Source organism: Rhizobium sp. 01L419 (assembly GCF_056400025.1).
Genome location: NZ_JBFTSM010000013.1, coordinates 96,459 through 111,759 on the forward strand (window position 1 = coordinate 96,459; position 15,301 = coordinate 111,759).

A 15,301-nucleotide genomic window follows, 5' to 3' on the forward strand; every position below is an offset into this window, starting at 1 on the left:
ATATATGATATATCCTATCTGGACAAGATATAGGCAGTTTCGAATCCGTGGTAAAAAACGGGCAAATTTTCTACCTGCGAGGATGATGTGAGTACGGCTTTGTTCAATGTGGCTCCGCGAAAGAGCCTTGTGACACATGTCGAGGATGAGATCCGCATGGCTCTTATCGAAGGTCGGCTGGAGCCGGGGACACGGCTTGTCACAAAGGACCTGGCCGACTCGCTCGGAATGAGCATTACGCCGGTGCGTGAGGCGCTGGTGCGTTTCGCAGCCTCCGGCGTGCTGACGGCGGAACCTGCGCAATCCTTTCGGGTGCCGACGATGACAGTGGCGCAATATCGCGAGATTTCCGAGATCCGCAAATCGGTCGAGGGCCTTGCTGCATTCAAGGCTGCAAGCCAGATCAGCGGCAAAGAGATTGCGCAGATGCGGGTTCTTCTAAAAAAATACCTGGCAGCGAAGACGGCGAAGGACCAGCATCTGGCCCTTGCCCTGAACAAGGAATTTCGCTTCGTACTTTATGCCTCGGCTCGCATGCCGACCCTTCTGGGTGTCATCGAAATGCTTTGGCTGAAGGCGGGGCCGGGCTTTAATTACCTCTATCCGGAGACCCAGTCCGCTTCCGACGATCATCACAATTATGACGATCTGATGCAGGCTCTGCAGGAGAAGAGCGCAGAGGCGGCCCGCGCCGCGATCGAACATGCGATCTCCGACGGTGCGCAGATCGTCATAGAAGCATTGCGGCAGCGCGAAGCGCCATTGGCGGCGGCGAGATGAAGGACCACGCAAAAAGCTCCAACATCAAGATCCGTACTGCTGCCCACTGGGGCGTCTACGAGATCACGCCCGAAGTCACCGGCGGCGTGTCGATCCGCGGTGCGGCGGAGGATGCCGATCCGTCTCCGATTGGCCTCCATATGGCATCAGAAACGCTGAAGTCGGTGCGGATTGCAAAGCCTTCGATCCGCAAAAGCTGGTTGCAAAGTGGACCGGGCGCCAACCCGCATTTGCGCGGCCGCGAACCTTTCGTCGAGGTGGAATGGGACGAGGCGCTCGATCTTCTGGCGCGCGAATTTCAGCGTATACGCGAAAATTTCGGCAATGAGGCTATCTTCGGAGGCTCTTATGGCTGGGCCAGCGCCGGTCGGTTTCACCACGCGCAAAGCCACGTGCACCGTTTCCTCAACCTGTTCGGCGGTTATGTCGGCAGCGTCGACAATTATAGTCTGGCGGCGGGGCGGGTAATCCTGCCGCACGCGATCGCATCGACCGAGATCCTTCTCGACCAACACACGTCATTCGACGTGATGGCGCAGCATACCGAGCTGTTCCTCACCTTCGGCGGCGTGCCGGTGAAGAATGCCCAGATGTCTGCCGGGGGCGCCGGGCGCCATCGCGTGACGGCCGGCATGAAGGCGATGAAAATGGCTGGTACGCGCTTTGTCAATGTCAGCCCGGTGTCTGATAACATGCCGGTTGACAGCGAATGGCTGGCTATCCGCCCGAACACGGACGTGGCGCTGATGCTGGCGCTTGCCTATGTGCTGGATGCCGAGAAACTTGCCGATTTCTCGTTCCTGCAAAGCCATTGCGTCGGCTATGAGCGTTTCAGGCCCTATCTCCTCGGCGAGAGCGACGGCATTGCCAAGTCCCCGGAATGGGCATCCGTAATCTGCGGGATCGATGCCCGACGGATCACCTCGCTGGCGAGGGAAATGGCGACGAGCCGGACGATGATCAACGTCTCATGGTCGCTGCAGCGCGCCGTGCATGGCGAACAGCCATTCTGGATGACGGTGACCTTGGCGGCCATGCTGGGCCAGATCGGCCTGCCCGGCGGCGGTTTTGGCGTTGGCTACGGCGCCTTGAATTCCGTAGGCCACGACAATCCCCGCTTCAAGTTCGGTGCTTTTCCGCAGGGGCGGAACCCGGTTTCCACTTTCATTCCGGTCGCGCGTATCACCGACATGCTGCTCAATCCCGGTGACGGCTTCACCTATAATGGCAAGGCCTTTGTCTATCCCGATATCCGGCTGGTCTATTGGGCAGGCGGTAACCCGTTCCATCATCATCAGGATCTCAATCGCCTCTTGCAGGCTTGGCAGAAGCCCGAGACCATCGTCGTCAACGAACCCTACTGGACGCCGACGGCGAAGCTTGCCGACATTGTGCTGCCTGTTACCACTCCGCTGGAACGCAACGATATCGCATCCTCCGGCGGCGAAGACCTGATCGTTGCGATGAAAAAGGTCCAGGAGCCTTTCGGACAGGCACGCAATGATTTCGATATTTTCGACGATCTTTCCGAGCGGCTCGGCATCGACTACTCGGAAGGTCTCGATGAAAGCGGATGGATGAAGCGCATCTATGCACTGGGCCGCGACAACGCTGCCGCAAGGAGCATCGATTTGCCCGAGTTCAGCGATTTTTGGGAGACCGGCCTCGTCGATCTCGGGCCGCATGCGAAGCCGGTCGTGATGTTGGAGGCCTTCCGCCACGCGCCGGACGACAACCCCGTCCCGACCCCCTCCGGCCGTATCGAGATTTTTTCTGAAACCGTTGACAGCTTTGCACTTGAAGATTGCCCTGGTCACCCAAGCTGGTTCGAGCCACCGGAATGGCTGGGCGCGGCTTTGCGGGGCGACCAGGAACTGCACATGATTTCAGATCAGCCCGTGCGCCGACTACACAGCCAGTTGGACGCCAGCCCGCACAGCAAAGCAGGCAAGATCAAGGGCCGTGAGCCGATCTTCATGAATCCGGCGGACGCGCAGGCCCGAGGAATTATCGGAGGTGATCTTGTCGAGATCCACAATAAGCGCGGGCGGGTAATCTCTGGTGTGGTGATTTCTGACGCGATCATGCCAGGTGTTGTGAGGCTGTCGACAGGCGCATGGTTCGACATGGATCACGAGCGCGATCTGGAGCGGCACGGCAATCCCAATGCCTTGACCCTGGATATACCGTCATCATCGCTATCACAGGGTTGCAGCGCGCAAACCTGCCTTGTTCAAGTTAGAAAGATTGATGTCGAACATGCCGGAGTCGTCGAGGCGTTTGCTCAGCCTGATTTCGAAGCGAGATGAAATGCAAGCACTCGTGAACACGATCCCCCAGGTCGCGGCCACATTCGCATGGGCCGCCGTCGTCCCCGGTTCTTCAGGACTTGGACCTAGAAAGATGTGGTCGCCTGAACAGGGTTAGGACGTGACATTGTTTGTCCCACAGCTCGCGCGGACGAGAAATTCATATGGCACGAGCTGAGGCCCAGAGACTTCCTGATCCTCGCTCATCTGGCGCAGCAGCGTTTGTGCTCCCAGGAATCCGAGCCGCCGGCGTGGCACGGAAATCGTCGTCAACGCCGGACTGAAGGCTTCGCCAACCGGATGGTTGTCGAAGCCCATAAAGGCGACTTGGTCGGGCACCTTTATCCCGTGTTCCCTGGCGACCTGGATGGCGCCGAAGGCAATCTCGTCGCTGGCGCACAGAATTGCATCGGGTAGATCATGTCTGCCGAGGATTGTGCGCATGGCATCACGCCCTGCCGCAATATCGAAGGAGCAGAGATGTTGCACGTCGGCGCGATCTCCGAGGCCCGCCTGCTGCATCGCCATTCGATAGCCTAGCGCGCGGGCGGCGAAAATCGGGCTCTGTTCCGGACCGCCGATATGCACGATCCGACCACGGCCAAGTGATAGCAGATATTGTGTGGCTTCAATGGCTGCCTTTTTATTATCTATGCCGACGAAGGCGATCCCAGGGTTTTCCACCGGCCTGGAGATCGCAACGATTCTGCGATTGTAGTGCGACAGCTCTCCCAATTCTGTCGGCAGGTGGCCGTTAAGCAGGATGAGTCCGTCGGCTGTACCTGTGATCAATTGCCGGGCGAGGGCGATCTCCCTTTCTTTGCTTCCTTTGGTGCTGCCGACGATGACGCCAATATTGTGCTCTTCGAGAGCCTCCTCGATGCCTAATATGACATCGGGATGGGAGAAGGCGGCTATGTTGGGGACGATGACCAGGATCTGGCCGGCTTTGCGCGAGCGCAGCATGCGGGCATTATGATTTGCGACATAGCCGTTTTCCCTGGCAATGTCTGCGATCCGCGCGCGCGTCTGCGCCGTCACGGCCGATGACCCCGAAAGGGCTCGACTGACTGTCGACGGATTGACGCCTGCGAGCCTGGCGATATCGACGATCGTGACGTTCAAAGTCGATCGCGCTGCCTGTCCTGTCGACTTTTCTCTCGTCACGAGCGGCCAGCGCTACCGTTTGAAGGAAAACGAGCGCTTTCCTGACGACCTCGCGAACTCATTCGGGCTCCTCCTGAACCACATCGACATAAGGTGCGATGATCAAGTCAGCCACGACAGCGGCGTATTTTGCCCTCTCGTCGGCATTCAGACCCTCATCGGTAATGATGCGATTGATCCTTTCGATCGGCGTCGTTCGGTAGATTGCCCGGCTGCCAAATCGACTGCTGTCGATCATGAGGGTTGTTTCGACTGACGCGTCGATCATGGCGCGCTGCAGTTGGACCAACTCCAGCGACGTGTCGCTGGCACATTCCGTATCCACTGCCTGCGAAGACAGGAACAGATGGTCGCAGCGCAACTCGCGAACGAAATTGATCGCGGTTTCCCCAAGCAGGGAATAGGCGCCCGGACGACAGATCCCGCCCGGCACTACAAGCTTGATATGGTCTTTATTGACGAGAACATCGGCCACATGCACGTCGTTCGTCACGACGGTCAGCGGCGTCGTCAGTTCTGCGATCACATAGGCGAATTGGTGAAGCGTCGAGCGGGAATCGATGAAGATGCTCTGCTCAGGTTGAAGTAGTTTTGCGGCCGCGACTGCGATCGCCCTTTTCTCCTCGACAGCCGTCTGGCGCGCTTCGTCGACCAGCTGTTCGAATGTCGTATTGCGACGAACGCGCACGGCACCGCCATGGGTCCTTCTCACGACACCCTGGGATGCGAGGAAATCGAGATCGCGACGGATCGTCGAGATGGAGGTGTTGAGACGCTTGGCGAGATCCTGGCTCGATGCGACCTGATTGGACGAAAACCATTCCATGATTTTCTCGCGCCGCTCGGCGGGCAAGAAGTCTTCTGATTGCGGTGTTTCCGTCTCAGCCAAGAGCAGACCCTCTTTCTTTCTCAATGGAGCGCGACCTTACAGAAACAGCAGCAAAACTGAAAGCAGAGGCAATGCCTCGCCGCGTGTGATCGGCCGCCCGGTCGTGCCGGGCGGCCGGGATAGTTTCTAGAGGCTGACGTTGATATATTCCGAGCCAGCCGCGCCCACGCCCTTATATGCAGTCACCTCGATCTCGACACGGAAATCCGGGCCACCGAGCGGCGGGCACGTCACCGTGCTGCAGGGATCGACGCCGCGGAATTTTTCCCCGACATAGGCCATGACCGCCGGAGCGTCAGCAACGTTTGGTATGACGACGCGCGAACGCACGACATCTGCAAGCGTTGCGCCAACGGCTGCGAGAGCGCCTTCGATATTGTGAAAGCACTGCTTGGCCTGCTCGACTGGATCGGTCGACATTTCGCGGGTCTTGTAGTTGCGTCCGGCGGTATTTGACACGAACACCCAGTTGTCGACCGCGACCACGCGCGAATAGCTTTCCTTTTCCTCGTAGAGGCTGCCGGATTTGACTTTCGTTACCTTTACCACGGACAATATCCTTCCTTTGATGTGGGTTTGAGCGATCAGGCGGTTGCCGCCAGATTCGATTGTATGGCGCCGAGGCCGTAGACTCGTTCGGCGAATTCGGCCGTGATGCGCTCCTCCTTGACGTCTCGGCGGATGGCTTCCAGGGAGCGGCCGGAAGGCAAGCCGTAGCCGCCGCCGCCCGGTGTCACGAGCTCGACCACCTGCCCCGCCTTCAACTGCACGGTTCCCGGCAAGTTGTGCTCGCCGTTGCCGAAATCGAAATGTGACCCGCTCGCCTGCAGACCGCCCTCGAGCCCCCATGGGTAGACCGACAGCCTTCCGCCCTCGACGCTGAAGCGGCAATCGGCTTCGATCCGATAGACGCGCCTCAAGCCCATGCCGCCGCGCCAGGTGCCGGCGCCGGCCGAGCCGTTGACGAGTTCATAGCGCAGGAGCGTCAGAGGATATTCGAGCTCGAGCGCTTCGACCGGAAGGTTGGACGTATTCGTCATGTGGACGTGCACGCCGCTGAGGCCGTCAGCCGTCGGGCGCGCACCGCCCCCGCCGCCAATGGTCTCGAGATAGACCCAGAGCGAACCGTCCTCGCGCGTGCCGGTAAACAGGGCACCGGTGCACGCACCGTTGCCAGCAGCCGTCACCCGGCCCGGTAGCGCCTTTGCGAGTGCGCCCTGGACAAGGTCGGCAACGCGCTGGCAGGCGGCGATGCGCCCGTCGACGGCGGCAGGATGCTTGCAATTGAGCAGCGATCCGTACGGTGCTTCGACGCTGATGGGGCGCGACAGGCCGGCGTTCGGTAGGATCGTCGGATCGATGACGGCCTTGACTGCGTAGTAGCAGGTCGCCAGAAGCGCGGTATAGATGACGTTCAGCCCGGCAGGCACCTGCGGCGGCGCATCGAAAGCGATGTGCATGGCATCGCCGTTGATGGTGATGTCGACGTTCAATTTCATCACATCGGCGAACTGGTTGCTGTCGAAATAGTCCGTAAAGCTGTAGACGCCATCCGGGATTGCGGCGATCCCAGCGCGCATCTTGCGCTCCGCATAGTCCTGCAGGGCATCGCCGGCGGCAAGGACGAGGTCTGCTCCGTATTTCTTGCACAAATCCTGCATGCGTTGGACGCAGAGCCGGTTTGCCGACATCTGGGCGCGAAGATCCGAAAGCCGCTCGTGCGGAACCTGGCAGTTCAGCAGAAACATGTCCTGCAGATCCTGTTGCAACTGTCCCTGTCGATAGAGTCGTACCGGCGGGATGCGCAGGCCTTCCTGGTAAATATGGGCGTGGCCGCGATCGGCAAAGTCGGCGTGGTGGGCCGTATTGACGGCCCAGCCGACCATGATTTCGTCATGGAAAATAGGTTCGGCCAATACGATGTCCGGCAGATGCGTTGCACCTCCCTCATAGGCATCGTTGCCCATGAATACGTCGCCTGGTTTGATATCCTCAGCGGCGTAGCGCTTGTTAATGTGCGGGATGATACCGATGAAACTGCCGAGATGCATGGGAATATGCTCGGCCTGGCAAAGCGTGTTTCCGTGTCTGTCGAAGAGCGCAGTCGAGCAATCGCGTCGCTCCTTGATATTGGTGGAATAACTGGCACGCACCAGCGCTTCGCCCATCTCTTCGACGATCGACGTCAACGCGCTGCCGATAACTTCCACGGTGATCGGGTCGATCTTGCTCATGCCCGTGTCTCCAGAATGAGGTTGAGATAAGGGTCGACTGTCGCCTGCATGTCGGGGAGGATAACGGTGGTTGTGTCCATCTGCTCGACGATGGCCGGACCGGCGATGCGGTTGCCGGGCTTCAATTTTTCGCGGGCATAGACCGGGCAGGAGAGGAAGTCCTTTGCCTCATCCATATAGACCTGACGCGAGCCGATGACGGCCTCCTCACAGGTGGGGCCAGCATCCGGCAATGAGGCGAGTTCAGCCTTGTTGACGACGCCGGCCGCCTCAAGCCGCAGGGTCACGATCTGGATTGCCTCACCCTCGGCGACGAAGCCGAAGCGCTGCAGGTGAGCCTGTTCGAAGCCCTTCACCAAGGCAGCAAGGCCGTCCGGTCCCAGCGGACCCGCAGGCGCCTGGACCTGCAGTTCGTAATTCTGACCGACATAACGCATGTCAGCAGTACGATTGACGACACGCCGATCCGTCTCGATTGCCTCCTGATCGAACCACGCCACAGCTTGCGCTTCGAGCGTCTGGAAACCGTTGACCATTGGCTCGACAGCGCCTTCGTCGACCTTCATCAACCGGGATATGGCGAAGTCGGAGCGAAGGTCGGTCAAAAGCAGGCCGAGCGCGCAGAGCGTGCCGGGTGTGAGCGGCACGATGATGCGGCTCATATCAAGTTCCTTGGCGAGCCGGGCAGCGTGGAGGGGTCCTGCACCGCCGAATGCCATCAGCGTGTAGTCGCGCGGGTCGTGTCCGCGTTGAACGCTGATCAGGCGGATGGCCTTTGCCATGTTTGCGGTTACGACCGAAATGATGCCCTGGGCCGTTTCCATCAGGCCGAGGCCGAGCTGATCGGCAAGGCGCTGGACGGCTTCGATTGCAAGGTCGCGGCGCACCTTCATGCGTCCGCCGAGGATTTCGACCGGGTTGAGTGTCTGCAGGACGATGTTGGCGTCGGTGACCGTCGCCTCCGTATTGCCACGCCCATAGCAGACCGGGCCGGGATCAGCACCCGCCGAACGTGGACCGACCTTCAGGAGACCACCGCTGTCGACGAAGGCGATCGAGCCGCCGCCGGCGCCGACCGTATGAATGTCGAGCATCGGCGCCTTGATCGGATAACCGTGGACATTTGCTTCTCCGGTCAGCTTGCAGATGCCGCCCTGCAGCAGCGCCACGTCGCTCGAGGTGCCGCCGACATCGAAGGTGATGATATTGTCGAAGCCGGCCAGTCGTCCGACCGCCTGGGCCGCAACGACCCCGGTGCTCGGACCGGACAGCACGGTGCGAACTGGAAGCTGTGCCGCCATGTCAAAGCCAATCACGCCGCCATTCGACTGCGTCAGTTGCGGGGCGACCGGCACGCCGAGTTCGCTCAGGCGCAGCTTGAGCCGGTCGATATACCGCTGCATGACCGGACCGAGATAGGCATTGACGACGGTCGTCGACATGCGCTCATATTCGCGAAATTCCGGCGCCACCAGATGCGAGGCGCTGACGAAGACGTCGGGCATTTCTTCACGAAGGATCTCGATCACGCGCTGTTCGTGGGCGCTGTTTAAAAACCCATAGAGGAAGCAAACGGCAATTGCCTTGACGTCTTCCTCTGCAAGCTTGCGCACGGCCGCTCGCAGCTTCTCCTCGTCGAGCCCGCGATCAGCCGACCCATCGCACTTGAGGCGTTCGGGAACTTCCTGGCGTCGGTCTCGGCTGACCAGCGTTTCCGGCTTTTCGGCATTCATGTCATAGAGGCTTGGGCGCTTCTGGCGGCCTATTTCCAGGAGGTCGCGGAAGCCGTCGGTTGTGATTAAGCCTGTCGCGACACCCTTCAGCTCGATGAGCGCATTGGTGGCGACCGTCGTTCCATGGCCAAGGAAGACAACATGGGCCGCGGTGCTGCCGACGGTGGCAAGTCCTTCGGAAACACCGTCCGAAATGCCACGCGAAGGGTCGTCGGGGGTCGACGGCACCTTCCAGATGTCGAGCTTGCCGGTTTCTTCGTCGAACAGGCAGACGTCGGTGAACGTGCCGCCGGAATCTACGCCAATTCTCAATGCCATGTCTTCACCCTCTTTGGCCAAGGTTTACGCGGGCGGATCAGGCCGCCTTGGTCTTCTTGAAACGATCGAAGCGGAATGGTGCCGGATCCACGCTCGGCTGCGCGCCAGTTACGAGATCGGCCATCAGCTTTCCAGCGCCGGGACCGATGCCGAAGCCATGGCCGGAAAAGCCGCTGGCAATGAAGAAACCGGGAATGCCGCCGGCCGCACCGATGACGGGAACCGCGTCCGGCGTCACGTCGATCAGGCCGGCCCAGCTTTGCGTGATGCGGCTTTCTGCAAAGGCTGGAAAGGCCTTGACGAGATGCGCAAGGCCCTCGCGGTTGAAGCGTTCAAAGGGGACGGGATCGAGAATGCGCACCTGCTCGAACGGAGAGATGGCATCTGCTGCCCAGGAGCTCGGCGTTCGCCATTCCTGGATGAAGCGGTTGCCGACCCGCAATTTCAGTTCGCGCCAGCTTTTGATGAAGGTCGGAACGAAATCGGCAAAGAGGCGGAAGCTGTCTGGCACGATGGGCGCAATATTGGCATTGCGCATGGCGATCGAGAAACTGCCGTCCAGCCGTCGCCGGAATGAGAAATTGTCCGCACCGACCGGTAGCTCGGGCACGCCGTTGACCGATGTCGCGCGCGCCACGGAACCGAGGATCTTCAGCTGGGGAAAATCAACGCCGATGTTTCCGCTGAAGAGACGTGACCAGGCGCCGCCGGCAAGCACGACGGAGGAGCAGGCAATGCGCCCGCGTTCGGTGATCACGCCGCTGACGGCACCTGCGGAGCGTTCAATAGACCGAACCGCACATCCCGTTATCACGTGGGCTCCGGCGCGGATGGCGCCACGGGCAATTGCCGGGGCCGCCTTGAACGGTTCGGCACGGCCGTCGGTGGACGTGTGCAGGGCGGCCGTAAACCCACCGGTCATGCCCGGAAGGTGCTGGCGCAATTCCTCGCTTCGCAGCAGCCGGGAATCGAGGCCGAATTCGCGGGCGTGCACCAGCCAGGCCTCATATTCGGCCTCCTGGCGTGCATTGCGGCACAGATAGGCGATACCGGTCTGTCGAAAACCGGTTTCCTCGCCAATACGCGTGTTCATGCCCTTCCAGAGTGACAGGCTTTCCATCGCGAGCGGCAGTTCTGAGGGGTCGCGGCCCATCTGCCGCACCCAGCCCCAGTTTCGGCCTGACTGCTCGCCAGCGATCAGTCCCTTTTCGCAAACCGCAACCGAGATGCCGCGTTCGGCAAGCTCCAGTGCTGTCGATATGCCGACGATTCCGCCGCCGATGACGACGACATCCACCTTTGCCGGCAGGGCCTGCGTGGAAGGGACGGCGTCGGGAATGATACGTGACATGGTTCTATCTCGCCGGCATTGATCAGAGCGTGTCTTCGAGCCGGCAATTTACCAGCATCTCGGCCATGGCCGCATTGTTGGGAAGTTCGATGGCGGTGCGCACGAGAGATGCAAGCGTCTCAGGCTGGATCATGTCCTCGGGCTTGACCTTGTTGGTGTAGGAGCTCATCTCCGTGCGCACGAAGCTCGGACATATGGCCGTTGCACGAACGCCCTTTTCCCAAGCGACATGACGGGTCGTGTGGGTCAGCCCCATCACCGCAAACTTGGTCATGTTGTAGCCGACGAAGGCGTTCCTGACCCGTTTTCCTGACAGCGAGGCTATGTTGACGATGCGCCCCGCGCCTGTCTGTTCGAGATGAGGCATGCAAAGGCGCGTGAGGCGCAAGGGAGCCTTCACATTGACGGCCCAGAGCCGGTCAAGGGCCTCGTCATTGTCGTCCATCAGCGAGACATGCTCGCCGAGGCCGGCATTGTTCACGAGAGCATCGATCCTCTGGAACTTTTCGGCAGCTGCAGCCACCCATCGCTCCGATGTGGCCGGTTCAAAAGCGTCGAAATGCGCATAATGTATCCTGCCGCTCTCAGGGCCGAGGTCGGCTTCGAGCGCCTGGATGTTGCGCGCGCCGAGGCTGAGACGGTAGCCGTGCCCGATGAGTTCGCGGGCGATCGCCAGACCAATGCCGCGGCTTGCGCCCGAAATTAGCACCACGCGTGAATGTTGTTGCGTTGTCATTGTCCGTTCCCCTGTCGCGACTGCGTGGTCACGCATTCGTTTGCATGAACGGTATGCGTGCTTTCGGTTTCTGACAAGCCGGTATTTGATAGAAATTCCAAAAAAGCTTCAAAAACTATCATCAACGGAAAGTTTCTACCAAAATACAAACGTATGCTTGACGGAGTTTGGCGCTTTGTGCCTTAATAAACCAAAATATGCGCATAAGCGCTCAAAAACTACGGGAACGGGTCCGCCGATAACGGTGGGCAGAAATCGCAGATCGGATGTGCGGTATGCCGGGTAGGGAAATTCTGAAAATCGACAATCTTTCCGTCGCCTTCCAGACGGGCGAGGGCCTACGCGCTGCGGTCAATGGCGTGTCGCTTTCGCTGGTCGCGGGTGAGATCCTGGGTCTTGTCGGCGAAAGCGGTAGCGGGAAAACCATTCTGTCGCTTGCGGCAATGGGGCTTCTGCCGCCCAATGCCGTCGTCACAGGCGGACGCGTCGAGTTCGACGGCGAAAACCTACTGACGGCTCGTCCGGACATCCTGCGAAAGCTGCGCGGCAAGCGCATCTCGATGATCTTTCAGGATCCGATGGCCTCGCTCGATCCGGTCTTTTCATGCGGAAGTCAGATCATCGAGGCGATCCTTTTGCATGAGCGGATGAGCCGTCGCCAGGCTGGCGAGTGCGCCGCCGATCTGCTCGCAAGGGTCGGGATCGTCGATCCAGCGCGCTGCATGCGCTCCTATCCACACGAGCTTTCCGGCGGCCAATGCCAGCGCGTCATGATCGCCATGGCGGTGGCCTGCAAACCGGACGTCATCATCGCTGACGAGCCGACGACAGCACTTGACGTTACTGTCCAAAAGCAGGTGCTCGGTCTGTTGCGCGACCTCAACAGTGAGATCGGCGCCGCTGTCCTGCTCATCACGCATGATCTCGGCGTCATCTACGAGGTCGCCGACCGCGTTGCCGTCATCTATCGCGGCGATCTCATGGAGGAAGCCGTCACGGGCAACCTCTTTGCAGCACCCGGCAGTCCTTATACCAAGGCGCTGATAGCCTCGATGCCGTCGGTTTCCGCGCCGAAGAGCCGGCTACCGGTCATCGGAAGAGACGCAAGCGGTGCGATCGCGAGCGTTGTGGCAGCGCGACCTGCCGAACGCAAGCTGCGGGCGCCGGGACCGGAAAACGGCATACTCCTCAATATCCGCAATCTGACGAAGACATTCTGGACACGCGAGAGCGCGTTGTCGCCGCCCCAACCCTTCCGGGCCGTCGATGCTGTCAGCCTTGCTATCCCGGCGCGCTCCACGCTCGGACTTGTCGGCGAATCCGGTTGCGGGAAATCGACGCTCTCCCGGCTGGTCATGCGCTTGATGCAGCCCGACAGCGGTGCCATCGAATTCGATGGACGCGATCTCGCCTCGCTCGACCGCGACCGGCTACGCGCTGCACGGCGCGACTTTGCGCTCGTCTTCCAGAACCCATATGGCTCGCTCAATCCGCGCCAGACTGTAATGGACCTTGTCGCCGCGCCGATCGACATCCACGAGAAGGGGCGCAATCGCCAGGCGACGGTCGCAAGGCTGCTGGATGCCGTCGGGCTGCCGCGCGATGCCATGCGTCGCTATCCTCACGAGTTTTCGGGCGGACAGCGCCAGCGTATCGTCATTGCCCGGGCTCTTGCCCTCAATCCGAAACTTCTCATCTGCGACGAGGCGGTCTCCGCACTCGACGTGTCCGTCCAGGCGCAGGTCCTCAACTTGCTTCAGGATCTTCAGGAAGAATTCGATCTGACCTATCTGTTCATTTCCCACGACATGTCGGTCGTGCGCCACGTCAGCGATACGATTGCCGTGATGCAGAAGGGCAGGATCGTCGAGACAGGCCCTGCCGCAGATGTCTTCGACAATCCCAGGGCCGACTATACCCGCACGCTTCTCAATGCCGTGCCCAAGATCGGCGCGACCCAACCAAATGCTCTGGAGGCGCGCTGATGGAAACCCTGTCGACATTCGTCATCACGCTCGGATCAAGGCTCGTCACGGCGCTGATCCAGCTCTGGGTCATCGCGACGCTCGTCTTCTCCATCATGTACATCATGCCGGGGGACCCGGTCCTGCTGCTGCTCGGGCCGGAGAGCAATCCTTCGCCTGAAACTGTTGCCGCCATGCGCCATCAGCTCGGTCTCGACCAGCCAGTCCTGTCCCAATATTTCAAATGGCTCGGCAATGCGGCAACCGGCGATCTCGGCAATTCTCTCGACGGCGTTTCCGTCATGGAATATGTGTCCTCCAGTCTTCCAAAGACTATGGAACTTGCGAGCGCTGCAATCGTCCTTGCCGCCATCATCGGAGTGCCCGTCGGCATCGCTGCCGCCCTGCGGCGCGGCCGATTCCTCGACGGTCTTCTGACATCGCTTTCGACTCTCGGCATTTCGGTGCCGGTCTATATTCTCGGGTCGCTTCTCATTTTGCTGCTGAGCCTCAAGCTCGGTTGGCTTCCCTCGAGCGGCTATACGGACATTTCGCGCAACGCCTTCCTGCATTTCCAGAAACTGATCCTACCGGCGCTCACACTCGGCCTCGGTCTCGCTGCCTCAATCGCCCGCATGACGCGCTCGTCCATGCTGGAAATCCTGGGGCGCGATTTCGTGCGGTCGCTTCGGGCGAGAGGCATGCGCGAACGGCGCGTCATCTGGCTCCATGTTCTGCGCAATGCAGCGATCCCGATCGTGACGATCATCGGCCTGCAGCTTGGCAATCTGATGGGCGGCACGGTGCTCGTCGAAGCTCTCTACAATTGGCCCGGGCTGAGTACCCTTCTCGTCACAGCCGTCTCCAACCGCAACTATCCCCTGGTGCAGGGCAGCATCCTGACCATCGCGGCCCTGTTCATCCTGATCAATCTGTGTGTCGACATCCTCTACAGCCTGCTCGATCCACGAATCCGCCGGAAGCGCGCCTGATGACGAACATCCTCTTTCGCCGACCGCTGGTCGCATCCAGTCTCATTGTCGTGGTGGCGGTGCTCGCGATAGCAGCGGCCGGTCCTCTGCTCGCCCCCCACGATCCCCTCGCCATCAACCAGAATGCGGTCAACCAGGCGAGTTCGACGCAATATCTGCTCGGCACCGACGAGTTCGGTCGCGATATCCTGTCGCGTCTTCTGGTCGGCATCCGCCCGACCATCCTGGTAGCCGTCATTTCAACCATAATCGCCGCCATCGGCGGCACGGCTTGCGGCATCGTCGGCGCCTACAGTCGGCCGGTGTTGGCCTTTTTCGTCATGCGCGGCGTCGATATCATGCTGAGCTTTCCGGCAATCCTGCTGGCCTTGCTTGCCGTCGGTTTCTGGCGCAGCGGCGTCGTCAGCCTCAGTGTCGTCATCGGCATCATTTTCATCCCGCAATTTGCCCGCGTCGCGCAATCGGCCGCCCTTCAGGTGATCAGACAGGAGTTCGTCGAAGCCGAACATGCAATGGGGGCGCGCTATCTTCGGGTCGTCTTGCGGGCGATCCTGCCCAACATCCTCTCGCCATTGGTCGTTCAGGCCACATTGACGATCGCAGCGGCGATCCTGCTCGAATCCGGCCTGAGTTTTCTCGGTCTCGGCATCGTGCCACCCGAACCCTCATGGGGCCAGATGATCGGCACGGCGCGTGGTTATCTCAGCCAGAATCCGATGTATGTCGTCTGGCCCTCCCTCTGCCTTGCGGTCACCGTTCTCGCCATCAACGTCCTCGGCGACGCGCTTCGTGACCATCTCGATCCGAGACTTCGCGAAAACTGACAGT

12 protein-coding genes and 1 pseudogene are annotated in these 15,301 nt (G+C 60.3%); 5 read left to right on the forward strand and 8 right to left on the reverse strand.

Features of this window, described 5'->3' with window-relative positions; translation table 11 throughout:
• Positions 1 to 129: 129 nt before the first annotated feature.
• Together AC1DUP_RS24040 and AC1DUP_RS24045 are read left to right on the forward strand one after the other, a co-directional pair.
• On the forward strand, positions 130 to 780 hold the full coding sequence (locus AC1DUP_RS24040; protein WP_477835076.1) for an FCD domain-containing protein: 651 nt from the start codon (positions 130 to 132) through the stop codon (positions 778 to 780).
• On the forward strand, positions 777 to 3,089 hold the full coding sequence (locus AC1DUP_RS24045; RefSeq protein WP_477834955.1) for a molybdopterin guanine dinucleotide-containing S/N-oxide reductase: 2,313 nt from the start codon (positions 777 to 779) through the stop codon (positions 3,087 to 3,089). The genes AC1DUP_RS24040 and AC1DUP_RS24045 overlap by 4 nt, the downstream gene beginning before the upstream one ends.
• Positions 3,090 to 3,203: 114 nt before the next feature.
• Here the strand turns inward: AC1DUP_RS24045 and AC1DUP_RS24050 are convergent, their stop codons facing one another.
• The 8 genes and pseudogenes from AC1DUP_RS24050 to AC1DUP_RS24085 all read right to left on the reverse strand — a co-directional run bounded on the left by AC1DUP_RS24050 (position 3,204) and on the right by AC1DUP_RS24085 (position 11,517).
• Positions 3,204 to 4,055: a substrate-binding domain-containing protein gene (locus tag AC1DUP_RS24050; protein WP_477835078.1), complete on the reverse strand. Its 852-nt coding sequence runs from the start codon at positions 4,053 to 4,055 to the stop codon at positions 3,204 to 3,206.
• Positions 4,056 to 4,079: 24 nt separating this feature from the next.
• Positions 4,080 to 4,256, reverse strand: a pseudogene (locus AC1DUP_RS24055) (LacI family DNA-binding transcriptional regulator); the annotation flags it as partial.
• 58 nt (positions 4,257 to 4,314) lie between these two features.
• Complete coding sequence (locus AC1DUP_RS24060; protein ID WP_477834957.1) at positions 4,315 to 5,169, reverse strand: DeoR/GlpR family DNA-binding transcription regulator; 855 nt, start codon at positions 5,167 to 5,169, stop codon at positions 4,315 to 4,317.
• A 102-nt stretch (positions 5,170 to 5,271) separates the two neighbouring features.
• Positions 5,272 to 5,694, reverse strand: coding sequence for a RidA family protein (locus AC1DUP_RS24065; protein ID WP_113295909.1), 423 nt, complete (start codon positions 5,692 to 5,694; stop codon positions 5,272 to 5,274).
• Positions 5,695 to 5,729: 35 nt separating this feature from the next.
• Entirely contained in the window at positions 5,730 to 7,379 is a 1,650-nt protein-coding gene (locus tag AC1DUP_RS24070) for a hydantoinase B/oxoprolinase family protein (RefSeq protein ID WP_477834959.1), read from the reverse strand.
• Positions 7,376 to 9,430 carry a hydantoinase/oxoprolinase family protein gene (locus AC1DUP_RS24075; protein ID WP_477834961.1) on the reverse strand — a complete coding sequence of 685 codons (2,055 nt, stop codon included), beginning with the start codon at positions 9,428 to 9,430 and terminating at the stop codon, positions 7,376 to 7,378. The genes AC1DUP_RS24070 and AC1DUP_RS24075 overlap by 4 nt, the downstream gene beginning before the upstream one ends.
• Before the next feature lie 37 nt (positions 9,431 to 9,467).
• Positions 9,468 to 10,781 (reverse strand): NAD(P)/FAD-dependent oxidoreductase, encoded by a 1,314-nt coding sequence (locus AC1DUP_RS24080; protein ID WP_113309941.1) that lies wholly within the window; start codon positions 10,779 to 10,781, stop codon positions 9,468 to 9,470.
• 22 nt (positions 10,782 to 10,803) lie between these two features.
• Positions 10,804 to 11,517 carry an SDR family NAD(P)-dependent oxidoreductase gene (locus AC1DUP_RS24085; RefSeq protein ID WP_477834964.1) on the reverse strand — a complete coding sequence of 238 codons (714 nt, stop codon included), beginning with the start codon at positions 11,515 to 11,517 and terminating at the stop codon, positions 10,804 to 10,806.
• A 275-nt stretch (positions 11,518 to 11,792) separates the two neighbouring features.
• Between AC1DUP_RS24085 and AC1DUP_RS24090 the strand changes: the two genes are divergently transcribed.
• The 3 genes from AC1DUP_RS24090 to AC1DUP_RS24100 are packed head-to-tail and all read left to right on the forward strand — an operon-like array spanning position 11,793 to position 15,297.
• Complete coding sequence (locus tag AC1DUP_RS24090; protein WP_477834966.1) at positions 11,793 to 13,502, forward strand: ABC transporter ATP-binding protein; 1,710 nt, start codon at positions 11,793 to 11,795, stop codon at positions 13,500 to 13,502.
• Complete coding sequence (locus AC1DUP_RS24095; RefSeq protein ID WP_113295904.1) at positions 13,502 to 14,473, forward strand: ABC transporter permease; 972 nt, start codon at positions 13,502 to 13,504, stop codon at positions 14,471 to 14,473. The genes AC1DUP_RS24090 and AC1DUP_RS24095 overlap by 1 nt, the downstream gene beginning before the upstream one ends.
• Complete coding sequence (locus tag AC1DUP_RS24100; RefSeq protein ID WP_113295903.1) at positions 14,473 to 15,297, forward strand: ABC transporter permease; 825 nt, start codon at positions 14,473 to 14,475, stop codon at positions 15,295 to 15,297. The genes AC1DUP_RS24095 and AC1DUP_RS24100 overlap by 1 nt, the downstream gene beginning before the upstream one ends.
• Positions 15,298 to 15,301: the final 4 nt, after the last annotated feature.